At 40.6% G+C, this 23,010-nt stretch carries 19 protein-coding genes and 2 pseudogenes; 13 read left to right on the top strand and 8 right to left on the bottom strand.

Translation table 11 applies throughout. The features are described from left to right. Positions 1–834: 834 nt before the first annotated feature. Positions 835–1,575 carry a FadR/GntR family transcriptional regulator gene (locus ACGEDC_RS13945; RefSeq protein ID WP_055024341.1) on the bottom strand — a complete coding sequence of 247 codons (741 nt, stop codon included), beginning with the start codon at positions 1,573–1,575 and terminating at the stop codon, positions 835–837. A gap of 335 nt (positions 1,576–1,910) precedes the next feature. Between ACGEDC_RS13945 and ACGEDC_RS13940 the strand changes: the two genes are divergently transcribed. The 6 genes and pseudogenes from ACGEDC_RS13940 to ACGEDC_RS13915 all read left to right on the top strand — a co-directional run bounded on the left by ACGEDC_RS13940 (position 1,911) and on the right by ACGEDC_RS13915 (position 9,609). After that, the gene (locus ACGEDC_RS13940) at positions 1,911–2,165 is read left to right on the top strand and encodes a hypothetical protein (protein WP_055024342.1); all 255 of its coding nucleotides are present in this window, start codon (positions 1,911–1,913) and stop codon (positions 2,163–2,165) included. A 205-nt stretch (positions 2,166–2,370) separates the two neighbouring features. Next, positions 2,371–4,682: pseudogene (locus ACGEDC_RS13935) on the top strand (polysaccharide lyase 6 family protein). 2 nt (positions 4,683–4,684) lie between these two features. Next, positions 4,685–6,976: a heparinase II/III domain-containing protein gene (locus tag ACGEDC_RS13930; RefSeq protein ID WP_394493954.1), complete on the top strand. Its 2,292-nt coding sequence runs from the start codon at positions 4,685–4,687 to the stop codon at positions 6,974–6,976. Positions 6,977–6,985: 9 nt separating this feature from the next. Further along, the gene (locus tag ACGEDC_RS13925) at positions 6,986–7,333 is read left to right on the top strand and encodes a cupin domain-containing protein (protein WP_055024343.1); all 348 of its coding nucleotides are present in this window, start codon (positions 6,986–6,988) and stop codon (positions 7,331–7,333) included. Next, positions 7,330–8,628 (top strand): MFS transporter, encoded by a 1,299-nt coding sequence (locus tag ACGEDC_RS13920; RefSeq protein WP_055024344.1) that lies wholly within the window; start codon positions 7,330–7,332, stop codon positions 8,626–8,628. The genes ACGEDC_RS13925 and ACGEDC_RS13920 overlap by 4 nt, the downstream gene beginning before the upstream one ends. A 42-nt stretch (positions 8,629–8,670) precedes the next feature. Next, a complete protein-coding gene (locus ACGEDC_RS13915) occupies positions 8,671–9,609 on the top strand; it encodes a sugar kinase (protein WP_394493951.1) in 939 nt (312 codons plus the stop codon). A 315-nt stretch (positions 9,610–9,924) separates the two neighbouring features. Here ACGEDC_RS13915 and ACGEDC_RS13910 read toward each other — a convergent pair whose 3' ends face one another. Both ACGEDC_RS13910 and ACGEDC_RS13905 read right to left on the bottom strand, forming a co-directional pair. After that, complete coding sequence (locus ACGEDC_RS13910) at positions 9,925–10,791, bottom strand: sterol desaturase family protein (RefSeq protein WP_394493949.1); 867 nt, start codon at positions 10,789–10,791, stop codon at positions 9,925–9,927. An 84-nt stretch (positions 10,792–10,875) separates the two neighbouring features. Beyond that, positions 10,876–11,901 (bottom strand): DUF2804 domain-containing protein, encoded by a 1,026-nt coding sequence (locus tag ACGEDC_RS13905; RefSeq protein ID WP_055024347.1) that lies wholly within the window; start codon positions 11,899–11,901, stop codon positions 10,876–10,878. A gap of 230 nt (positions 11,902–12,131) precedes the next feature. Between ACGEDC_RS13905 and ACGEDC_RS13900 the strand changes: the two genes are divergently transcribed. From ACGEDC_RS13900 to ACGEDC_RS13885, 4 genes and pseudogenes are all read left to right on the top strand, one after another. Then, positions 12,132–12,698, top strand: coding sequence for a YajG family lipoprotein (locus tag ACGEDC_RS13900; protein WP_055024348.1), 567 nt, complete (start codon positions 12,132–12,134; stop codon positions 12,696–12,698). A 26-nt stretch (positions 12,699–12,724) separates the two neighbouring features. Continuing rightward, the gene (locus tag ACGEDC_RS13895; protein ID WP_055024349.1) at positions 12,725–13,309 is read left to right on the top strand and encodes a peptidylprolyl isomerase; all 585 of its coding nucleotides are present in this window, start codon (positions 12,725–12,727) and stop codon (positions 13,307–13,309) included. Between the two features lie 305 nt (positions 13,310–13,614). After that, on the top strand, positions 13,615–13,953 hold the full coding sequence (locus ACGEDC_RS13890) for a hypothetical protein (RefSeq protein WP_055024350.1): 339 nt from the start codon (positions 13,615–13,617) through the stop codon (positions 13,951–13,953). 120 nt (positions 13,954–14,073) lie between these two features. Continuing rightward, positions 14,074–15,437: pseudogene (locus ACGEDC_RS13885) on the top strand (AmpG family muropeptide MFS transporter). 214 nt (positions 15,438–15,651) lie between these two features. Here the strand turns inward: ACGEDC_RS13885 and ACGEDC_RS13880 are convergent. The 3 genes from ACGEDC_RS13880 to ACGEDC_RS13870 all read right to left on the bottom strand — a co-directional run bounded on the left by ACGEDC_RS13880 (position 15,652) and on the right by ACGEDC_RS13870 (position 18,286). Continuing rightward, positions 15,652–16,344, bottom strand: a complete 693-nt coding sequence (locus ACGEDC_RS13880) for a hypothetical protein (RefSeq protein WP_394493946.1) — start codon at positions 16,342–16,344, stop codon at positions 15,652–15,654. Positions 16,345–16,630: 286 nt separating this feature from the next. Next, positions 16,631–17,626 (bottom strand): plasmid segregation protein ParM domain-containing protein, encoded by a 996-nt coding sequence (gene parM / locus ACGEDC_RS13875; protein ID WP_394493944.1) that lies wholly within the window; start codon positions 17,624–17,626, stop codon positions 16,631–16,633. A gap of 174 nt (positions 17,627–17,800) precedes the next feature. After that, positions 17,801–18,286 carry a YajQ family cyclic di-GMP-binding protein gene (locus tag ACGEDC_RS13870; RefSeq protein WP_055024353.1) on the bottom strand — a complete coding sequence of 162 codons (486 nt, stop codon included), beginning with the start codon at positions 18,284–18,286 and terminating at the stop codon, positions 17,801–17,803. Between the two features lie 169 nt (positions 18,287–18,455). Here ACGEDC_RS13870 and ACGEDC_RS13865 point away from each other — a divergent pair, with 169 nt between their 5' ends. The 3 genes from ACGEDC_RS13865 (at position 18,456) to ACGEDC_RS13855 (ending at position 20,698) form a co-directional block, all read left to right on the top strand. Continuing rightward, positions 18,456–18,827: a VanZ family protein gene (locus tag ACGEDC_RS13865; RefSeq protein WP_065108956.1), complete on the top strand. Its 372-nt coding sequence runs from the start codon at positions 18,456–18,458 to the stop codon at positions 18,825–18,827. A 14-nt stretch (positions 18,828–18,841) separates the two neighbouring features. Continuing rightward, positions 18,842–19,801 (top strand): ketopantoate reductase family protein, encoded by a 960-nt coding sequence (locus tag ACGEDC_RS13860; protein ID WP_394493941.1) that lies wholly within the window; start codon positions 18,842–18,844, stop codon positions 19,799–19,801. 186 nt (positions 19,802–19,987) lie between these two features. Further along, positions 19,988–20,698: a phosphatase PAP2 family protein gene (locus ACGEDC_RS13855; RefSeq protein WP_394493939.1), complete on the top strand. Its 711-nt coding sequence runs from the start codon at positions 19,988–19,990 to the stop codon at positions 20,696–20,698. Positions 20,699–20,737: 39 nt separating this feature from the next. Here the strand turns inward: ACGEDC_RS13855 and ACGEDC_RS13850 are convergent, their stop codons facing one another. Together ACGEDC_RS13850 and ACGEDC_RS13845 are read right to left on the bottom strand one after the other, a co-directional pair. Further along, the gene (locus ACGEDC_RS13850; RefSeq protein ID WP_055024357.1) at positions 20,738–21,880 is read right to left on the bottom strand and encodes a DUF481 domain-containing protein; all 1,143 of its coding nucleotides are present in this window, start codon (positions 21,878–21,880) and stop codon (positions 20,738–20,740) included. Positions 21,881–22,006: 126 nt separating this feature from the next. Then, on the bottom strand, positions 22,007–22,903 hold the full coding sequence (locus tag ACGEDC_RS13845; RefSeq protein ID WP_394493936.1) for a multidrug transporter: 897 nt from the start codon (positions 22,901–22,903) through the stop codon (positions 22,007–22,009). Between the last annotated feature and the right edge of the window lie 107 nt (positions 22,904–23,010).

The raw sequence follows: 23,010 nt of genomic DNA, 5'->3' as shown, positions 1-23,010 counted from the left end.
CAGACTAACTGGCAAGTTTAATGGACATTCGAGTTGTTCAAAACAAGGTCCAATGGATTTGGTAATGGGATATTCTCGTAGCGAGATGTCAGTTTCCTCGCTACGCATTAGTGAAGAGTAAACATGCCGAAATAGACTAATTGCTAAAGCTTGTCTTATTCATGCTGACATAAAATCTAGTGCTATAACTATTAACGCCCTCGCTAGATCACATCATAACCAGCCATAAACAACCATTAGTAGCACAAACCAATGATGACTCTCGCTCAAATGGCCGCGAAACTCAATGAACTATCAACCCGTAATCTGTCAATATTCACCACAACAATTAATTGGTAATAACACACAAAATAAATTGGTTGACAATTAATTTTATTAAAAGATATTATTGGTTTTAAAGCGTGCTCCAAGTCACACTTGCAAGGGCCTCCAGCGTTTACAAATTTAGAACATTTATATAATTCAATGAACTTAAACGCAGATAAAACAGCTGTTAAAGCTTTACCAGCTAAGCCTTTAAGCATAAAAAGTATGCCTTTAAGGAATAAAAACTGGTTCAACAACGCCTATGTTAATTGTTTAAAACATCTATTTTATTAGTTTAACCAGGTTGTGCGCTCCAGATCCCCCCTCGTTTGGAGCGAAAAAAAGGCCTCTCATATCGAGAGGCCTTTTTACTAATATTGACAGAATCATCTTAGTTCAATACAAATAAAATACTGTTTATAAAATACTGTTTATAAAATACTGTTTATAAAATAAAAAGCCTTCTCGTTAAAGAAGGCTTTTAATCTGTTAGTGAAAGCGACTGCGCTTTTACTCACTAGGGACTAATTAACCCAATCGGTTAACCAAATTATCAATCGAGTATAAATCACGTTTTTCGCTGTTCTTACGACGGACTTCTTCAAGTGCTTGAGCTTCAACAGTATCGAATAACACATTGATTAATCTATTAAAGTGCTTATGCATTGCTAAACGTGCTTCTGATGCATCGTTTGCAGCTAACGCTTTATAAATAGAAGTATGCTCATCAAGTGTTTTCTTATTATCTTTACTACAAACACTGTCGTAATCAGTAATTATTTTTTGGCTTGATGCACGCAATGCCCATAGGTTTTGAAATGACTTAATCAATGCACCGTTACGAGTCGCATTGGCAATTATTTGATGGAACATTTCATCAGCCTCTTCGACATAAGACTTATTTTCCATCATTATCAATGTTTTATTTAACTCAACCAATTCTTCTTCAGTGATAGTATTGGCAGCTAACGCAGCAATTTCACCTTCTACTAAGGCGCGAGCTTGAGTTAATTCAAATGCATTAATCTTGTTTGCAGGGTTATTGGTCGCAACAGATTGTAATACATACACACCCGAGCCTGTTTTAACTTCTATTTTTTCGCGCACTTCCAGTGCAATAATTGCTTCACGAATGGTGGGTCTGCTGACATCAAACTTTTCAGCTAACTCTCTTTCTGGCGGTAAGCGACTACCTGGTGCATATTCGCCGTTAGCAATAGACGCTTCAATCTCTTCAACGATGCGCCAAAACATACGCCTATTCTTCATGTCTGGTCCTTCAATAGTTAAAACCAATTAGATTTAGTTATTACTTACCATCATATCTATTTACTAAGTCAACGCAAATCCTATTTGAAATTTTTATTGTACTTGAACGATTTTCGCACTAGCTTAAGTCTAGTTAATAATTTGTTATTGGCAATAACAAAAATAAAAACAATTTGCACAATTGGTAACACAAAGTGGTTGACAAAACACCTTACCATTGGTTAGTTTCTACTCAGACACAAAGTTGTATTTAAAATAGAGTGGTATTTAAAGATCGTGTTTAAAGGATTGTGTTCACATTTTGATTAAGCAATATGTAATCTGGGGAGATTAACGTGAAACTCAATAAAATCAGTAATGCACTGAGATTAAGCAGAAGGCATTTTCAGCCAAAATCTGCACTCTACAGTTCAGCACTATTAGCCTTTATCGCATCACCTGCTTTCGCACAAAATGAAGTTGACGCTGTTGAAGTTACAACGCCAAATGCGCAAGTATCAGAACAAGAAGCAGATAATAAAAATGACAGCCCTGATATGGAAGTCATTAAAGTAAGCGGACTTCGCGGCACAATGAGCCGAAAATCATAACACGTGGTAATGACACCACAGTTGCTGATTATTCTCGCTCAGGCTTTAAGTATTTCCTTGGTGCAAAAGTTAAGTTTTAACCTCAAGTAAAACTTAGTCGTACAGCTCCTATCTCGATGATTGAGATAGGAGTTTATTTCCAAGGTAAAGATTGAACAAAGTAATCAAACGACCTAGCGCTAATAAATATAAAAAGAGAGTCATTATGAGTTTTCAAAGCAAGTCGACAAATAGCCCAACAAACAATGACAAGTTGTTCTCACTTTCGTTAAAGTCCGCGTTTATGCTGAGTTTAGTGTTTTCTTCAAGCTATATTCAAGCCGCTTCCTATACCGTAAGCACGCCTGATGAATTTAAAGACACAGTAAAAAAGCTGGTCGCTGGAGATAACATTATTCTTGCTAACGGTACTTGGCAGGATTTTGAAATTAAGTTTAAAGGCCAAGGTACAAAAGAAGCTCCTATTTCACTAACGGCAGAGACTAAAGGGAAAGTTATCCTTTCTGGTCAATCAAACTTAAAAATGTCAGGTGAATATTTACATGTATCTGGCTTAGTTTTTAAATCAGGTTTCACCCCAAGCAATGAAGTCATTGCATTTAGAACCAGTAAAAACGATCTCGCAAATAACTCCCGCGTTTCTGAAGTCGTGATTGATAATTACAGCAACCCAGATAGACATGAGTCTGATTACTGGGTGTCTTTATATGGCAAAAACAACCGTTTTGACCACAACCATTTAGTTGGAAAGCGCAATAAAGGTGTGACATTAGCCGTCAGATTAAATACCGAAGCCAGCCAAGAAAATCACCATAAAATTGATCACAACTACTTTGGTCCAAGACCGATTCTTGGGTCAAATGGCGGAGAAACATTGCGCATTGGCACCAGCCATTATTCGATGAGCGATTCTTTTACCGTTGTTGAAAATAACTATTTCGACCGCTGTGATGGTGAAGTAGAAATCATCTCAATTAAGTCTGCTAATAATAAAGTTAGCAATAATACATTTTTGAATCACGCGGAACCCTTACCTTACGACATGGCAATGGTAACCTCATCGACAGTAATGTGTTTTTGGGTAATGGAGTAGATCACACAGGTGGTATTCGAATTATTAACCGTGACCAAACCATTACTAATAACTATTTAGAAGGTCTTAAAGGTTACCGATTCGGAAGCGGCTTTACGATTATGAATGGTGTACCTAACTCGCCCATTAATCGTTATCACCAAGTCGTTAATGCTAACGTTCACCATAATAGCTTTATCGATGTCGACCACATTCATTTAGCTGCAGGTAGCGATCAAGAACGCTCAGCAGTACCAAAAGATTCTTCTGTCTCTGAAAATCTATTTGTTAATAATAATCAACAAGCTCCCTTCTCTATTTTTGACGATATTTCGGGAATTTCATTTTCAAACAATATCTCTAATGAACTATCGAATAACGAGATTGAACAAGGGATTAAGCCAACAGAGATTAAATTAACCCGCGAGAAAAATGGCTTACTTTACCCAACGTCAGGTAATGACAACATTGGCGCTCCTAAAAGCCTTTCTCCAACGTTAAAGTCGCAAACAGGTGTTAACTGGTACCCAAAAACAGAGCCAGAAACCGCATTTGATTCAGGAAAAACGCATACTGTTGCTAATGCAGAAGCCTTTATTAATCAAGTGAAGTCAGCAGCAGATGGTGATGTCATTTTATTAAAAGCAGGTCAGTATCATGTTGAGAAAATTCTTGAACTTGATAAAACACTCACCATTAAATCAGCGCAAACAGAAAAGCCCACGATCACCTTTAGTCGCCCAACTTTATTTGAAATTCAAAATGGCGGTAGCTTAAAGCTTGATAGTGTAAAAATTAGTGGTGCCAACAGCTTAGACTCTGCAGGCAACACCGTTGTTAGAACCAGCAAATGGGGCATGTTAACCAACTACCGCTTCAGCATGTTTAACAGTGATATCGAGCAGCTTAATATTAACCATTCGTTCCACTTTTTTGACTCTGGAGCACGCTCATTTGCAAATAACATCGAGATAATCAACAACAACTTTAATCTCATTACCGGTGATATTTTTAGACTCAATAAAGAAACTGACGACTTAGGTATTTATAACGCTGAATATCTGACTATCAATAACAATCACTTCAACCAAATTGAAGGCGCTATTGTGAAGTTGTATCGAGGTGGCACCGATGAAAGCACCTTTGGCCCACACCTAAGCTTTAAAAATAACGACGTTAAACAAGTCGGCAATGGCAAACGCAATAAAACCCATGCAAGTTTGTTCCTCCATGGCGCTCAAGTTGCTGACATCAATAAAAATCAATTTGTAGATAGTGCGTACGTCAACATTGAACACACCACTGGTGAGCCCATTACTAAGGTCACTCACAATCAGTTTACCAATACCGCCAAGCCTAAAGTCACAGAGTTATATGCAATTGGTAAAACCACTGCATTAATCGCTGATAACACGGTTAACCACACTAACAATAAAGCGCAGTAATTATGATTTCTTTATCGATAGCCTTAATCAAACAATCAGCTTTAGTAAAAAGCATACGACGTTCTGGTGTATTTGCTTTCTCAGTCACTTTGTTAGTGTCTGTGAGCGCCTTATTATCACCAGCGCATGCATCACAATCGACACATCCAAACTTAGTTGTAAACCAGCAAGATGTGTTAACTATGCGTGCTGCAATTAAACAACCAGGTTCATTTAAACAAGCATTTGAAGCGCAAAAAGCTCAAGTTGATAGCTTATTAACACAACCGATTTTGGTGCCTGTTCCTGTCGATGCTGGCGGGGGTTATACGCACGAACGCCACAAGAAAAACTATCAACAAATGTACGACGCTGGCATGATGTATCAGCTGACTCAACAACAAAAATACGCTGATTATGTGCGTGATATGTTACTTGAGTATGCCAAACTATACCCAAGCCTTCCTTTACATCCAAAGCGTAAGTCACGCAACGAAGGTAAGTTATTTTGGCAAGGGCTGAATGAAGCGGTATGGCTAGTTTATACCATCCAAGCGTATGACTTTATCGTAAGTTCGCTTGATGACTCTCAGCGAAAAACCATTGAAACTGGCATTCTTCTTCCAGTGGCAGACTTCTTGTCAGTGCAATCACCCCATACCTTCAATAAGGTTCATAATCATGGTACTTGGGCGACTGCTGCTGTGGGGATGACTGGCTTTGTGTTAGATAAGCCTGAGTTAGTAGAAACAGCACTGCTTGATCTTGAAAAATCAGGCAAAGGCGGTTTTTTACGTCAACTAGATGAGTTGTTCTCACCAGATGGTTATTACAATGAAGGGCCATATTATCAACGCTATGCCTTACTACCTTTCGTTACCTTTGCAAAAGCCATCGAGCAAAATCAACCTGAACGCAAGATTTTTGAGTACCGCAATAATATTTTACTCAAAGCTATCTACAGCACAGTTGAATTAAGCTACAACCGTTTATTCTTTCCGTTAAATGATGCAATTAAGAGTAAAGGCATAGATACCACTGAACTTGTGATTGCGGTCAGCATTGCTTATGGCTTAACAGCTAATAATGATTTAGTTGATATTGCAAAACAACAAAACAGAATCTTACTCACTGGAGATGGCCTTAAGTTAGCGCAAGCAATCGATGCGAATAAGCCAAGCCACTATCCTTTTAATTCACGTGAATTCCTTGATGGTAAAAATGGTGATGAAGGTGCATTAATTGTAATGCGTCAGCACACCCCGACTGATCAGGCAATCGTATTCAAAGCAACAGCTCAAGGCTTAGGTCACGGTCATTTTGATAAGCTTACATGGCAATTTTATGATGCAGGCGAAGAAATTGTCTCAGATTATGGCGCTGCTAGATTCTTAAATATTGAAGCCAAAGCCGGTGGACGTTACCTACCTGAAAATAAGACATGGGCAAAACAAACCGTTGCGCACAACACCTTAGTTGTCGACGAGACCAGTCATTTTAAAGGTGATGTAAAAGTGGGTAATAAAAATCACCCTATCGTCGACTTCTATCATCATGATGACAAATTAACGCTAGCATCTGCTCATATCGATACCGCTTATGATGACGTCAATATAAGCCGAACCATGGCATTGGTTTCTGTCAAAGTTGATGACAAAGACACGCCACTTGTGTTTGATATCGTCGAGGTTAATAGCGACAACTCACATCAATATGATCTGCCATTACACTACCAAGGGCAACTAATCGACAGCAACTTTGCTCGTCAAGCTGCAACAGAAAAGTTAACCCCACTTGGTAAGCAAGCGGGTTATCAACACCTGTGGCTTAAAGCGAATGCGACGCCTAAAAAAGGGGTAGCAAAAGTCACTTGGTTAAACGACAACGGTCTGTTTTATACCCATAGCAGTATCGTTGATGGCAATACTGACGTGTTATTTACTCAGCTAGGGGCCAATGACCCTGACTTTAACCTACGTAATGAGCATAGCTTTATTCAACGTACCAATAGCAAGCAACATCGTTTTGTGAGCGTATTGGAGCCCCATGGCGAATATAACCCATCGGCTGAATACACCCTTAATGCCACCAGCAATTTAGAGACCCTAACTTATGAACGTCAAGGTGATCTCAGCATTGTCGGGTTTAGCGTTCTCAGTAATCAAGGTAGTACAGCTTTTGTACTTGCCATAAACCACCAAACCAAGAATAGCTTGGACAACAACAAAGATAACAACACAACCCAGCGCTTTTCTTATCTAGGCAAAACATACAGTTTTGACACTAGATACCAGTTAATACAAATTTCGCAGTAGGAGTTAACAATGAAACAGAGTGAACACTTTTCATTTGGCAATGAAACGGAAATCGAAGATATCGGTGGCGGTCTTAAACGCCAAATGCTTGGCTTTAACCATGAGTTAATGGCCGTCAAAATTTGGTTCGAGAAAGGTGCTATTGGTTATAACCACGCCCATCGTCATTCTCAAGTGACTTATGTTGTTGAAGGGGAATTTCACTTCAATATCGATGGTGTCACTAAAATCCTAAGAGCTGGAGACAGTTGTTTCATTCCGCCCCATGCAGACCATGGGGCAACCTGCCCAACTGGCGGTATTTTAATTGATACTTTCAGTCCTGCTCGAGAAGATTTTGTAGAGGGATTAGCATGAAAATCAACAACCTTCGTTGGTGGGTAATTTTATTGATCGCCATTGCGACAATTATTAACTACATTGACCGTTCTGCACTTAGCGTACTGTGGCCTGATATTGTGGAAGACATCTTCCCTGATGAGTCTGCCCTAGAACGTAAACAGATTTACGCCAATATCTCTATTGTGTTCATTTTATCTTATGCCTTTGGTCAAGCCATATTTGGCAAAATTTTTGACTGGGTCGGTACACGCCTCGGGTTTGTTCTATCAATTGGTGTTTGGTCGATTGCGACTGCGTTACATGCATTCGCTCAAGGCGCATTAAGTTTCAGTTTTTTCCGCGCCATACTCGGTGTAGCAGAAGCAGGTAACTGGCCTGGAGCGGCTAAAAGTAACGCTGATTGGTTCCCAGCTAAAGAACGTGCTTTAGCACAAGGTATCTTCAATTCTGGTGCAGCAATTGGCGGTATTATTTCTATTCCACTCATTGCTTACATGACAGTTTATTTTAGCTGGCAAATGATTTTTGTGGTTATCGGTCTAGTCGGTCTATTGTGGCTTATTCCATGGATTATCTTGGTTAAAGCACCACCTAAGTCTCACCCTTGGATCACCGAAGCAGAACGTGAATATATTCTTACAGGTCAAAAAGTAACTGACGACTCAGGTGAATGCGACCAAGAAGAATATAACCCAACAACAGGTCAACTGTTAAAGCACAAACAAAGCTGGGGCGTGATCATTGCCTCTGCTGCAATCGATCCTATTTGGTGGTTATTTGTATTCTGGATCCCGATTTACCTCAACGAAGTTTACGGTATGGATGTTAAATCTATCGGTATTTACGGTTGGGTTCCATATGTAGGTGCAATGCTGGGAGCTTGGTTCGGTGGTTTGCTAGCGCAAAATCGCATAAAAGCGGGTTGGAATATTAACAAGACCCGTAAACTGACGATCACTTTAGGTTGTTTAATCATGCTCCCAGCACTCATAAGCATGGCGAGTCCTGGTGGCCCAACAACTGCGGTAATCATTATGGCGGTGATCTTATTTGGCTTCCAAACAGCTATTGGTAATGTGCAAACGCTACCTAGTGACTTATTCGGTAAAAAAGCCGTTGGTTCACTAGCAGGTTTCTCTGGCATGGCTGCTAAATTAGGTGCATTAGGTTTAACAGCATTAGTGCCATACCTCACTGCAGACGGTAACTACACACCAGCGTTTGTTATTGGCGCGTCATTAGCTGTTATTGCCATTGTTGCTGTTTGGGTGTTGATTCCTAAAATTGAGCCTGTCAAAAAGCCTCAATAACTTAGCAATATTTTTTTAATCCTTGTGAATAAGGCTCCGTAAATGAAAAACATGTTTTTACTTGGCGAATGTATGATTGAGTTGATGACAACCTCATCAAACACCATGAAGCAATCATTCGCTGGTGATGTTTTTAACACGGCTGTTTATCTAAAGCGCACGTTTGCAGATGTGAACGTGCAATTGGTCACAGCGGTAGGTAAAGACCCATTCAGCCTTAATATGATTCAGTATTTTAAAGATGAGAACATTGGTACGGATTTAGTGTTTACATCGGACACAAAGATCCCTGGTTTATATTCGATACAGTTGGATGAACATGGTGAGCGTAGCTTTACCTATTGGCGTGAAAATGCTGCAGCCCGTCAAGTTATGCAGCACATTCAATCTGAGCAAATAGCGCAATTGTCTGCTGGTGACATGTTTTTCTTTTCAGGCATTTCATTAGCTGTTGTAGAGCCTCAGGCTAGAAATGATTTCTGGTCTATGGTGAAGCAATTAAAAGCATCCGGTGTGCAAATCGTGTTTGACCCAAACTATCGACCTCGATTATGGCAAAGCCCGAACGAAGCCAAAGCGCAATTTGAGCTGGCATTTCATGCCGCCGATACTCTGCTACCGGGTATTGACGATTTTGAACAACTTTACGCCATAAATAACGCTGCTGACATGATAGGTTTTTTAGCCCCATTCGGCATTGACGAGCTCATCATTAAAAATGGTCCTGAATCTGTCGTCGCATTATTTAACCAATCTGAGCCAGTTGAATTTAAGGTAAAACCTGTCACGAATGTGGTGGATACCACCTCCGCTGGTGACTCGTTTAACGGTGTGTATTTAGGGGCAAGAATGAATAGTATTGCGGTATTAGATGCCATTGACCTTGCCTCTAAATCGGCTGCATTTGTTATTCAGCATAAAGGCGCAATCGTAGACAAGGTCGAGTTTAATCAGTTTAGCAAGACATTATCTCTATCGTAAAAAACATTTGTCCTCGTGTTGATGAGTCGCCGATTAACTACTCATTGCTCAGCGGTTCAATTAATGCAGGCTAATGAATTAGCTAAAGATAATTTAAGCTGGGGCTGTACCCAAAGAGCCCTTTTTTATTTGGCTCAACCTACTTTATTGGTATCCACTCCCTTTCAGGTATCAATAATGTAGGTTAGGCCATTTCCTATCTCGCCCCTAACCCCATCAATAAAACTTCAGTTGCCACAATCACCCAAATCCCCAATCTAAGAACCGCATAACATTGAAAGAGTATCTAGCGACAAGAATTAGCAGCTTATGTGCTTACTTCTTTGTAGACGTTTCTTGTTGTGGCGGCGCGAATAACACCGACAAGCGCTGCTTAATCGATAAGTCAGGCTGACTGACATCTTTGAACATATCTCGCCATTCGGCAAAGCTAACCACTATCGGATTCATGCTATTTACCGGTTTTGTAATCCCATAAATAACCGTCGCTTTTTCAGGCTCAAAGGTACCAAATATCTTATCCCATATGATCAACACCCCAGCATAGTTCTTATCTATATACTCAGGGTTTTGACCATGGTGAACTCTGTGATGGGAAGGCGTGTTAAAAATCCACTCAATTGGTCCAAGCGTCTTCACCGCTTGGGTGTGCACAAAAAACTGTAACCCTAAGTTCAGTAACACCACAAACACCACCCAATTAGGTTCAAAACCAATCACTATCAAGGGTAGCCAGAATAACCACATTCCAGCCAATGGATACATTAAGCTCTGCCTGAAGGCTGTACTAAAATTCATATTTTCAGAGCTGTGATGCACCACATGTGCGGCCCACATCCAACGGATCCGGTGACTTGCACGATGAAACCAGTAATAAAAGAAGTCTTGTAACACCATCAATAAGAGGAAACTGAGTACCCCCATCTCAATATCAAATAACTTCCAGCCAAAAAAGTATAAATACACTTTCGCGATTAACAGGCCAGCAAGAATGTCAGTCAATTGATGCATGCCAGCTAAACAAACATTACACCAGACCTCCGCTTTTTGATAACGAGCAGAAAGCGGTAATTTGTGGCGTAAATCCCCTAAAAACCACTCCAATAAAATGCAAATAAAGAACACAGGCGCAAGCACTAAAAGTAGTGCTTCGGGGTGATCGATAATTGAATTCAAATCCATTGAATGTCCATCCTAGTTATTATTATTTTGAACTTATTTTTTGATGTTAGTTTCTGAACCCTGCATGTCGTTATTAAACAAGGCCTACCATTTAGCAAAATGATCTTCTGTCAGCCCAAGCTGGTTTCGTAAAACATGTTTACGGTTATTATTATCAATAATATGGCCACTAAAATAACCAATGTACTGTCTGAAGTTACTTTTCAAAAAGCCAAAATTACGTTTTTCACTACGACAATTTAACGCCCTAAAGGTCAAATCCACTTGGTTATCAGCGGTGCTAAGCTGCCAATAATCGTCACTTACATGTCGATTAAAATCAAACTTAACCGCAGGCAATAAATGTCGCTCGCCATTTATCCAAAGCACATTTTCCGTTGCACCTGTTTCATTTACGCCAGCAGCAAGATTAAGTCCAAGCACGCCATGCTCAACCTGCGCATTGATTGACGCCCAGCGCCAGCTCGTTTCACGGCGCATATACCCCGCAGAGAAGTCATAGCCGCCAAGTGCGTATTGTAAAGGCTGTGGCTCATGCTTAATGGTTAAGCTGCCTTTAACTTTTAAGCCATTGTGTTTTTGGGTGTACGTCCAGCCGTTATACCCCGTTGGGGTACATAAGCTCATAGGTAAACTCAGCACAGGCGGCTCTAACGTTAACTCGGCCTGAATATCGTCAGTTTGAATACTGAGTTGCCATACGCCTTCTTTGATGGAAAAAACAATAGGACCTTGTTTGTGCTTAATACGGGCTTTACCTTGCAAAGGAGAGCGCGAAACCGACATTCCCCATGACAGTGGTTTTAAGGCTTGAGTTTCAGTTAAGCGGTTTTTTTCAATATCATACAAATAACAAAAACTACTACCAACATAGCGGATATCAGCTATAGCAACACCAATGATATACCTAGGCGTGGTGATATTGATAAACTGAAACTGCTTATAATCAAAGTACTTTGCCCACCAAGAGCAAGGCTTATCCATTTCATTGAAATAGTGAAACTGTTTAATGCTTAGATCTGATACCGCACCATCAAAATGACCAAATATAGGTTGTCCTTCAGCATTCATTAGCTTGTCAGGTGCAAGTTGTAAGTGATTCATTGACATACTTATTCCGTGTGTTATCTCTGTATGTGGTTTATTACGCTTGCGCACTAATTACTCTAACGTGAACAAATTAACAGTTGAAGTCAAATAGCGTGAATTTGCGAATAATATTTTTACTGCTCAAATCCTCAATATGGATATCAGGTTACGCTAATTAACTGCACTAATTAGGCTGGATTGGTACTTAAAATCTGTTATTCTGAGCCCACCATTTTTTATTATTTTTAGTTATGAAATCATTGTCATTAGTGCTTTGCTCCGCCCTATTTTTAACCGCTTGCGCCAGTCATACACCCACTCATATTGCACTAAACCCCAATGTGCCTGTATCAGAGTATAAAATTGATCGCTTTGATTCTGTTGCAGTCAGCACCATTGACGTTCGTAAAGCTAACTTTATTGTGAGATTTAACAAAGAAGGCGAAGCTGCAAAATTGGTCAGCCCAAGTGAACCTATTAGGCAACAGCTTGATGACGTATTTAAAAAGGCAATGAGAAATGCTGGTTATCAAGTCGACCCAGCGGCCAGCCACACCGCACAATTCCAATTAGACTATCTACTTACAGATGTCACAGAGTCAACATTCGGTTTTGAAGCAAAAACAGCATTAACTATCAATGTTGTCGCAAAAAACGAGAACCAAGAATTCACTAAGATTTACAATGCAAGAGGCATGTTAAAAGGCCCATTTAGCCCTGACTTTGCCACTCTTGAATTAGACATGAACAAACTCATTGATGAGTTAACCACTAAAATCATAAACGATGCAGAACTGCATCAGTTTTTACAACAATAACACTCACCCCGAATAAGGAAGATCTCATGCTAAAGTGGATTGCTGCCAGCATTTTGTTACTGACATCCATGGTGAGCCAAGCCGCCATTGATATTCAACCTAACACGCTTTACCCACAAGTCGAGTTTGATACCACTATGGGTAAAATCGTCGTTGAATTGGATCGCACCCGTGCCCCGCTCACTGTCGACAACTTCCTTACTTATGTCGTTAAAGGTGAATACGACAATACGATTTTTCACCGTATTATCGCTGACTTTGTTGTTCAAGGTGGCGGCCTGAGCCCTGAGCTTGAAGAACGTGAATCTATGGATCCACTATTTAACGAATCAGGAAACGGGTTATCAAACAGTATGGGCACGATTGCCATGGCTCGTGATAATGATCCGCATTCTGCGACCCGTCAGTTTTACTTTAATGTAGGTGACAATAAAAACCTTAACCCTTCAAAACGCCGTTGGGGATATGCGGTATTTGGCGAAGTCATTGAAGGAATGGCAGTTTTAGAAGCTATGTCTTATGTGCCGACTGGCCATAACGATGAATTAAACTGGCCTGATTTCCCTATCAAAGAAATCAAACTGAATAAAGCGACACTACTGAAAAAATAAAAAAGGGCCATAATTGCCACTTTTTATTAAATCATTTTTTCAACAACAGCTGGAGTGAAACACTGATTTTACTCCAGTTTTTTTAGCCTGTTATCTTTGGTTTACAAATTATTCCAGAACAAAACACTGAATTTTCGATGACAATGTAAATTCGAGTAAATATTCAACAATCCTGACTATACTTACCTAACCTATTCACTGTTTTACTCCCGTGTTTTGATTTCCGTGTGACATCACAAGCTCACACTCTTGTATTCATTTATCAGATTTTGTTCATGGATTGTATTTAAAAAAGGATGTCATCAATGACCCCAAATGACTTCATAGAAACAAAGGCGCCGCAGCTTGCCTATTATGGGAAAGCATTTTTAAATAACCAATTAGAGCACAGCGAAATTAAGCTCTACATGTGGGACGTACTTGAAGAGTGGCAATCTATTGCCGATAGCCCGACTTTCGAACCCCAAACTCCTACCGACACAGAAAAAGTATTTTGGCATCTTCTCCATTGTTTTGACCAATGGCCCGCGATTGTAATTAGAGGTAATCAATTCTTACGTCAACAAGTCGATGATTGCTGCGATTACATTAATATAGGTGGCACAATGCCATCAGGTTGTATCGGTTTACGGCCGACAAATTAACCAAAAGTTTCCCTTTGTTATCCCTGTTTTTATAATAGGTTAAATTTCCAATCAGAATGGCTTGAACCAATGAGCAGCGCAGCATAAGCTAGAGCCATTCTCCTTCAATCAGTTGCCTTAATGTCAGAACTGTTATCTCGTACCCGTGAAGCCTTATCTGTTTATTATCACAAACGTGTCCTTGCAATGTTATTGCTTGGGTTTTCTGCAGGCTTGCCTCTCATGCTGGTGTTTTCCACTCTTAGCTTTTGGCTTAGAGAAGCCGGTGTTGACCGTGCGGCTATAGGTTATTTTAGCTGGATAGCCCTCACCTATGCCTTTAAGTGGGCTTGGTCACCATTGGTTGACAGAATGGCACTGCCAGTATTTACACGGTTATTTGGACGGCGACGAGGTTGGATGCTCTTTGCCCAACTTGGTCTTGTAGCTGCGATATTAGGTATGGCACAAAGCGATCCCCTCGTTGATTTAGAACAGCTAGCCATTTTTGCTCTCATTCTGGCTTTTGCCTCTGCCACTCAAGATATTGTGATTGATGCCTTTCGAATAGAATCTGCACCTCAAGACATGCAAGCGGCATTAGCTGCTGCGTACCAAGTGGGTTATCGCGGCGCTATGATAGTGGCCACAGCTGGCGCATTATCTATAGCCGCATGGGTTGACCCAGGTAACACTGACTATAATTTAGAGGCATGGCAAACCGCTTACTTTGTCATGGCAATGCTCATGTCAGTGGGGCTCATTACCACCTTATTCTGTAAGGAGCCCCAAGTTGATACTAAAGATGCTGATGAGAACGAACGCCAATTAAAGCAAAAATTTGCTCAAAAATACCCGACTAAAATGGCAAGTGCTATGGCCTGGTTATACAGTGCAAGCGTGTTGCCATTTGTCGACTTTTTCAAGCGCTACGGCAAAAGTGCCATCCTGATTTTATTACTGATTTCTTGTTATCGGATCTCAGATATTGTGATGGGAATTATGGCAAATGTGTTTTACGTCGATATGGGCTTTAGCAAAGAAGAAATTGCGTTTTTAAGTAAAGTTTATGGATTAATCATGACTTTACTCGGTGCTGGTGCGGGCGGCATTTTAATTATGCGTTATGGCACGATGAAGATTTTATTTGTCGGTGCTTTACTTGTTGCAGTCACCAATCTACTGTTTGCTTGGCAGGCGTACATTGGTTACAACGTGCCATTTCTAACCTTTGCCATTTCGGTAGACAACTTTAGTGCAGGGATTGCAACTGCCGCCTTTATTGCTTACCTATCCAGCTTAACTAGCAGCGGATACAGTGCCAGCCAATATGCATTACTGTCGTCAATTATGCTGCTATTCCTAAGTTTATTGCAGGGTTTTCTGGGGTATATGTAAACGCATTTGGCTACGTTAACTTCTTTATTGCTGCCAGTTTAATTGGCTTCCCTGTTTTATTGATGATTAGCTTATTACAGCGCTACCCTCCCCTGCCAACAGGCTGATAAGCAAACAGCATCAGCAAACCCTGATGCAAATAGCGCTAACGAAAAAGCGCTGACGTAAATAGTGACGCCAATAAACTCACTTAGCAGAGTTAACAGACTTAACACGTATACAGCACAGCAGCATTCACACGTCATCGAATACAGTTAGTCACAACAAAAAGCCCAACTTAACGTTGGGCTTTTTATACGCATTACATATACAGCACTGCAGTTACCACAAGCCTTTTGACTTAACTTTGCTGGCTCGAGCCAATTGAGACGTTAGCTGAGACTCAGCCAACTCTGTAGCGCCCATTTGAGAGCCACTGACCGATAATCCTTGATTTAGCTTATCTGCTACCGCTTGAAATTGGCTGGTTAACTGTTGTTGTAATAGCAAAATAGACTGCTGAATCGCTTTTTGATTAGTCTCAATGGAGGTTTGAATATCAGTGAATGGCACACGGTCATCTTGAGCTGAAAGCATATTATCAGGCAAGCTTGCCGACATTGATTCAATTTGTTGTGTCAGTGCAGATAGCATTTTTTGGTTATTGTGTTCAACCGATGCTACTTGCTCGCTTAATGTCGTTAGCGCATTACTAATTTCAACACAATTAATATCAACTCGATTAATATCAGCACTGTTAATTGTCTCTTGCAGTTCAGTGGTAAGCTTGCCACACAGCGACGCTTCTAATCCGCCGACGGCTTCTGTTGTATTGAGCTGCATTTTTTCAAAATGGCTTTGATACAAGCTTTGCTGCGCTTGAAGCTCTTGCTGTGCACTCGCCTCCTGCTGCTTTAAGACTTCCTCTCGGTGACTTGCCAATATAGCTTCTAACTGTTGCCATTGAGCTTCCTCTAGACCTTGATGCGATGTGGCAAGGCCAGGCTCTATTGCTGAGATCACTTTCAGTGTCATCAAATAAGCTTATTTGCTTCATTAATCGAGCAGCACTGACGCCATCCACATGATATTGCTCACTAATTAGCCTAGGTAAATCAGCCGAGACTTGGTGCAAATAAAGGCCGCTGAGGTAGATGTCTCGATGAAAGTGACTGCGCCGCTGAAGGGCAATATCTTTATCATCACCACGGCTTTTTTCCGTTTCTTGCCAAGCTCTTAAATTATCAATAGCAAAGCTATGTTGCTTATGTAGCTCTGGCGCTAAATTAAACGTACACTGAATTCGCATAAAAGTTACCTATTAAGCTGCGTGATAACAACAGATCTCACGAGATAGGGCTTCTTGAGGCTGTTCAAGTAACACGATTTTTTCACCTAAGCTTGGGTAAACGTCATGCACAGCTTCTTCAATCAGCATAGCGCCACCGCCCACAAGATAAACGCGGTTAGGGTTACGCATAAAGGTTTTGGCTTCATAAGCAATTGCATTACCGAGTTCTTGAATTTTGTTCTCAATACATTCAAGCACCCAATCAACTTTGCTTAAATCATTAATAACTTCACAAGCAAACTCACGGTCATGACGGTGCTTAATTAGCTCATTTGCCACCAAGTAACTTGCGTCACTATCAGCTGCTGCCAAGGCTTTTCTCGCGGCGTCTGTCACCATAGATACTCCGATAGTGGCATTGCCGTATACACTCGACACGTCATCAAATTCACCAACGATCACGCCCATATCCAAGGTTGTGCCACCAACATCAATGACTAACGATTTAGTAAAGGCATTGATACCAGAATCCACTAACGTTGTTAACACCGCAGGCAAGCTTTCAGGCAGCACTTCAACATCCACTATCTCGAATAACTCACCTTTATTGAGCGAAATTTCACGCAATAAGTTTTCTTTTTTACGGGCGATGTTGGCTTCATTCTTTTGGCAATCATCAGCATTGTAATATTCAGTAATTGGTAAGGTGACCAAAATGCTCACAGGGCATGGCGCTACACCCGTTTGAAGCAAGGCATGATGCACTGATAATAGGTTTAAATCATCGTACTGATATGCCACATGAGTGGTTGATAACGCTCTGTCCGATGTGGCATCAAAGGTGTATTTGGTCGAACCTATTTGATAATTAAATATCTTCTTTCCATTGAGTAATGCAGCACTTTTCCAATCTTTCCTAAACGAATTAGGAGAAGTCACACAATGTACTTTGTCATTTTCAATCCAGCTAATTTTGACATTGGTAGAACCATCATCGATGGCAAATTTCATTTTTGCAGTGCTCATAACGCGAATCTTAAAGTGTCTTAATGAAAGGTGTGCAGCAACAAGGCGACCGCAAACGCTCACAACTTAAATAAAAAATGAATTTTTATCGATTAATGATTTAGGTAATAAAAAACGCCGTAACCTTTAACGGCTACGGCGCTTGCATCATTCAAATAAGCGAATTGAAACTTATCAGTCACGAAAATTATTAAACTGAAAAGGCTGCCCTAATTCGGACTCTTTTGCTAAGCGCATGACCGCTTGCAAATCATCACGCTTTTTACCCGTCACACGAACAGAGTCGCCTTGAATCGCCGATTGTACTTTCAATTTGCTGTCTTTGATTTGTTTAACCAACTTTTTGGCAATTAAACTATCAATCCCTTGCTTAAACTTTACTTTTAAACTGAAGGTTTTACCGCTATGAACTGACTTTTCATCCACTTCCATCGCTGATGGTTCAACGTTACGTTTACTTAATTGTATACGTAAAATATCTACCAATTGACGACACTGAAAATCATCTTCAGCTTTCAGTGTAACCACATTATCTTTATGTTCGATTTCAGCTTCTTTACCACGAAAGTCAAAACGCCCAGCAAGCTCACGACGTGAGTTTTCGACAGCATTACGTAGTTCGACTTCATCAACTTCTGACACAATATCCATAGATGGCATTGGAATTCTCCCCTATTTACGATGCCACTATTCTAGCATTTTCCACCACTGGGCAAACCCTCCATAAAATAGAAAACAATAATTATCTGGAAGTTAATGACATTAATCGTGGTATTTTCTATCATTGCTGCATCGAAACGATATTGCATCAGGCTAAGTTAACCACAGCATGAAATTAAAACTTTTTTTTACAGGCGCATTTGTAGTCGCAGTACTTGTGGTGAGTTACTTAGTCTTTTCCAAACCTAATTACCCAGTTACCTTCTCAAATATGGATAAAGTCGGCCATACGGTCAGCTTTTTAGGGTTGGCGTTTCTCGCTTACTTTGCGTTTAAACCTAAATGGTATTGGATGTGCTCTGTCCTCACTGCTTATGCGATTTTAATTGAAGTTATCCAATCCCAAATACCTTACCGAAGCGCCTCGGTTGCCGATGTGGTCGCTGACGTACTGGGGATTGCATTGTTCTATCTTTTTTTATTTGTATTTAGAAAGTACCAAGCGGCTAAATTACTCCCTAAACCTGCTTCAAAAGTATAATCAGCGAGCCCATTATGCTTCAGCCTCACACAACCAAAACGGTTGCCGCCACTAAACCTACGGTTGCCATTCTTGGTGCTGGCGCCATCGGCATGTTGGTTTACAAGCAGTTATCTGAGTTCACTCAGCCGATATTACTCGGTAGGGATATAATCAAAGAACACGCACTGACATTTGAACCTTTTTCAAAGGAAGCCACCAGCGAGACGCAGATCATTGAAGGGATGATTTGCGATGTAAACACGATAACTCACACTCAACTTGCCTCAGTTTCGTTAATCATCGTTTGTGTAAAGTCTTATCAAGTGACGCATGCCATCAGGCCACTCATCGATAGCCTGCCGCAGCAATGCACATTGCTGTTGTTGCATAATGGCATGGGACCGCATTTAGATACCCTCGCTTTATTGGCACAACATCAAAGAGACGACATTAACCTTTATCTTGGCACAACATCGCAAGCGGCATTAAAATGCAACAAGCTTCATGTGCGTCAAACCGGTACAGGTAAGACAATGTTGGGCCATTTAAAAGGCAAAAAATTAACAGAGAAGCAATTGGCACTGTTAACCCAAGCAATACCTGATTGTCACGAAAGCGAGGACATTCGTTTAGCCCTTTGGCAAAAACTGGTCATCAACTGTGCGATTAATCCACTTACGGCCATAGAACAGTGCCGTAACGGTCAACTCGCTAAACCGCAATACCAAGCGCGCATAGATAATATTATCGACGAATGTATCATGGTGGCTAATGCAGACGGCGTAATACTATCCAAACAAGTAATGGTTGAAAACGTCTATCAGGTTATCGCACTGACGGCGAATAACTACTCCTCAATGCATCAAGATATTGCGCACCAACGTCAAACTGAAATACATCAAATTAATGGCTATGTCACGTCACGGGCGAAATATCATCATATTGCTACCCCTGTGAATGACCAACTCGTGGATGATGTCAGCTCATTATAGGATTGACGCTAGACTTATTGATAACAGCCCTGAGCTTATATAAACAGCCTTGAGCTTTAAGATAGCAGCCTTGAGCTTTAAGATAACAGTCCTGAGCTTTAAGATAACAGCCCTGAGCCTTAAAATAACAGCCTTGAGCTTATACAAACAGCCTTGTACTCACTAATAAAAAGCTGCCTTAGTCTTATGACCAAACCGACTTTTACGCCCACTTACCAACCTTTCAGGCCCGCTATTGTTGCAGGGTATATCAGTATGCTGCTTGGGGTTTTATTTTGTATAACCTACTTTGACCGCCCACTAGCTGAATATATACATCATGTAATGCATGTAAAAATAGCCAGCTTTGCCTACTCAAGCCAAACACATGCTGTGCTAGAGTCATTATCCAAAAGTCCTTTGGTGCTGGAAATATTGGCCTTCATCATCGTTGTGCTTAGCCTAATTAAGCCCTATCAACTGCGCCTTTATCATCTAAGAAATATCATCTTATTGGTTGCAATCAACGCCACTATTATCAGAGTCAGCGCCAAGATAGTGTTTGGCCGCACTTGGCCAGAAACTTGGACTAACAATAACCTCTCTTGGATATCCCATGGCGTAGAGGCATTTTATCCGTTTTCTTTATCGGCAGGCTTTCATTCTTTCCCGTCAGGACACACCCTATTGACGTTTACATTCGCATCGTTGTTTTGGCAATGTTTCCCTCGTTTTAAGTTGATATGGATATTTGCGATGTTGGCGGTAGTTTTAGAGCAATTACTGCAAAATTATCATTATTTGGGCGATATTCTCACGGGCGCAACGCTTGGGTTACTCGTAAGCCAACTGAGTATTAATTATTATTGTCACAACAAGAATTTCAGACATAAAAAAGGACCTTTCAATAGGTCCTAATTTGATGATTCGTTGACTTTAACTGAGACCGATTAACGGTTAGATATCGATACCAAAACCCACGATAAACTGGTAATCATTTTCTTTTGGCGTATTGCCGTCAGAATCAGGTTGAGGGCTCGCAGTGTGATCCCAGACAAACGATAAATCTAAATCGAAGATATCGGTTAACTCAATCTCAAGTGTCGCTAAAGCATGATGAGTATAACCACCAGAATCATCATCACCGTATTGCACCCGATAAGAAGTGATAAAATCGATATCGCTGGTTATTTCGGTATCATAAACCGTCTCAACTACCACAGTTGCGGAGCTACTGTCTGTACTTTCTCCCGCTTCGACATTATTAAACTTAGTATAGGTATATGCTGGACCACCTGAAATACTCCACTCGGTTTTCGAAGTATCAATGATGTTATAACCTAAACCCGAACCTAAAGTTAGTTTGTATTCAATGTTTAAAAACTTATCGGTATAAATCTCAGCAAACACTGGGCGCAAATAAAACTGCTTAGATAAAAACCAATCGAAGTTGGTATTAATACGGTTGTTATTAATTTTCTCTTCACTGTCTGATTTAGAATAGTTACCGATATAGTCAATATTAAATCGAGACTCAGTGGTTCTGCGTTTAGTTTTCGCGATAGCACTGTAATCAATTTGCTCAGTGTTACCCGATCTAAAATTGGCACCTAAACTAATTTTACTCGACCAGTAATTAGATTCAGTTTGCTCGCCTGCGATAATGGTCAGAATTTGCTCTCGCTGAAACTCTTTACCATCAATAAACATTTTACCGTCACGCACCAATAACTGTCCGCTTTGGGTGCTTAAATCTAAAAAGCCAATACTGACCGTACCAGCACTTTGCAGTACTTTAACGTCATCCCAATCAATAAAAAGAGTGTCGAGTTCATCGCTTTCAAACTCAAGCTGATCATCATACAGGTTTTTTATTTCCCCTTTTAACAGCTCCATCGAAGTTAACTGTAGCCAATCAAACTCACTGTCTTGAGGCGGGGTAACTTGTTCGGGAGTAAAAGTTGCGGCACCTGATAATTGACTACCTTCAGGCGCTAAACTTTCTGTCGAAAGAGTAGCACTGTGAACATTAGAACTTAATGTAAATAAGAGGCTAGTGCAGCCAATGGCAACACTCAGTTGTCGAGCAAGGTGATTCATAAAACACTCCCTGAATAAGACTTCTTGGTTTTACTCAGGCTAGTATAGTACGAAAAAACAACAAATTAAAATCAATATAAGGCATTAAACCCCAAATGGGGTTACCCCGTCAGCTGCAGCCAAATGTTAAGTCCACATCACCAAAATTGCAGCTAGTGCTATTAAGACTAAACCCAATATTTCGTTAACCTTCACTTTTTGTTTTAACCAAAATACGCTAATGAGCATAGTGAAAAACACTTCAATTTGACCTAAGGTTTTCACATAAGGCACAGCTTGCAACGACATTGCACTAAACCAACCTATAGAAGCGATACAGCTACACACACTGATTGAAAGCGTTAACCTTGGTCTATGCCAAAGCGCCAGTAATGTCGCTCGGTCTTTAATCCCAAGGTAACTGACCAGTATCAATGTCTGTAGACCAATAACAGATAACAACACCCATGCAGCTCTATGGGTAAATGGAATAGGGTCATACATCGCTGAGTCAGTCATGAGCAGCAAGCTTGCCTCTCGTACCCAAAGGGATGTGAACGCAAATGCAACCCCACTGCCAATACCAAGCACTATGGTATTAAGCGATAATCGCTTAATACCCCGTTGAGTGCTTAACAGCATTACAGCAACCGCACCAATGATCACACCAATCCAGCCTAACAAACTCAAACTCGTACCAAAAAACAGCACACCTAATATCGCCGCGACCAAGGCCTCACTTTTCGCAAGCCCCGCACCAACAGCAAAGTTCTTTAACTGAAATAGTTTAACCATCAATCCCGTAGCCAAAATTTGCATCAAAGATGCCCCAATGACAAAAGCATAAAATTGATAACTAAAACTGGGAAACTCACTGGGTTGAAATTGATAAAGGCTGAAAAGGTATAAAGCAACAATTGGACCTGCCCAAATAAAGCGCGCCAAGGTGACACCACTGACTTTCACTTGCTGACTCAGCTCGCTTTGAAATGCATTACGCCAAGATTGCATAAAAGCCGCAAGTATCGTCAGTGCTATCCACATACATTTATACCCAATAATTCATAGCGTTGAGGTTTATTTTAATGACCTAATTGAACATTCTTCAATTACTTTAAAGTATCACAAACCCAGCAATAGATTGCTGGTAA

The sequence above is a fragment of the Shewanella sp. ENK2 genome, from assembly GCF_043568515.1.
Lineage (GTDB): Bacteria > Pseudomonadota > Gammaproteobacteria > Enterobacterales > Shewanellaceae > Shewanella > Shewanella japonica.
This window is presented reverse-complemented; position numbering and strand designations above follow the sequence as displayed.

Excerpts from the sequence above, each read along its gene's own strand:
- ACGEDC_RS13945 (WP_055024341.1), bottom strand. The coding sequence starts at position 1,575 with ATGAAGAATAGGCGTATGTTTTGGCGCATCGTTGAAGAGATTGAAGCG.
- ACGEDC_RS13930 (WP_394493954.1), top strand. The coding sequence starts at position 4,685 with ATGATTTCTTTATCGATAGCCTTAATCAAACAATCAGCTTTAGTAAAA.
- ACGEDC_RS13925 (WP_055024343.1), top strand. The coding sequence starts at position 6,986 with ATGAAACAGAGTGAACACTTTTCATTTGGCAATGAAACGGAAATCGAA.
- ACGEDC_RS13920 (WP_055024344.1), top strand. The coding sequence starts at position 7,330 with ATGAAAATCAACAACCTTCGTTGGTGGGTAATTTTATTGATCGCCATT.
- ACGEDC_RS13915 (WP_394493951.1), top strand. The coding sequence starts at position 8,671 with ATGAAAAACATGTTTTTACTTGGCGAATGTATGATTGAGTTGATGACA.
- ACGEDC_RS13910 (WP_394493949.1), bottom strand. The coding sequence starts at position 10,791 with ATGGATTTGAATTCAATTATCGATCACCCCGAAGCACTACTTTTAGTG.
- ACGEDC_RS13905 (WP_055024347.1), bottom strand. The coding sequence starts at position 11,901 with ATGTCAATGAATCACTTACAACTTGCACCTGACAAGCTAATGAATGCT.
- ACGEDC_RS13900 (WP_055024348.1), top strand. The coding sequence starts at position 12,132 with ATGAAATCATTGTCATTAGTGCTTTGCTCCGCCCTATTTTTAACCGCT.
- ACGEDC_RS13895 (WP_055024349.1), top strand. The coding sequence starts at position 12,725 with ATGCTAAAGTGGATTGCTGCCAGCATTTTGTTACTGACATCCATGGTG.
- ACGEDC_RS13890 (WP_055024350.1), top strand. The coding sequence starts at position 13,615 with ATGACCCCAAATGACTTCATAGAAACAAAGGCGCCGCAGCTTGCCTAT.
- ACGEDC_RS13880 (WP_394493946.1), bottom strand. The coding sequence starts at position 16,344 with ATGACACTGAAAGTGATCTCAGCAATAGAGCCTGGCCTTGCCACATCG.
- parM (WP_394493944.1), bottom strand. The coding sequence starts at position 17,626 with ATGAGCACTGCAAAAATGAAATTTGCCATCGATGATGGTTCTACCAAT.
- ACGEDC_RS13870 (WP_055024353.1), bottom strand. The coding sequence starts at position 18,286 with ATGCCATCTATGGATATTGTGTCAGAAGTTGATGAAGTCGAACTACGT.
- ACGEDC_RS13865 (WP_065108956.1), top strand. The coding sequence starts at position 18,456 with ATGAAATTAAAACTTTTTTTTACAGGCGCATTTGTAGTCGCAGTACTT.
- ACGEDC_RS13860 (WP_394493941.1), top strand. The coding sequence starts at position 18,842 with ATGCTTCAGCCTCACACAACCAAAACGGTTGCCGCCACTAAACCTACG.
- ACGEDC_RS13855 (WP_394493939.1), top strand. The coding sequence starts at position 19,988 with ATGACCAAACCGACTTTTACGCCCACTTACCAACCTTTCAGGCCCGCT.
- ACGEDC_RS13850 (WP_055024357.1), bottom strand. The coding sequence starts at position 21,880 with ATGAATCACCTTGCTCGACAACTGAGTGTTGCCATTGGCTGCACTAGC.
- ACGEDC_RS13845 (WP_394493936.1), bottom strand. The coding sequence starts at position 22,903 with ATGTGGATAGCACTGACGATACTTGCGGCTTTTATGCAATCTTGGCGT.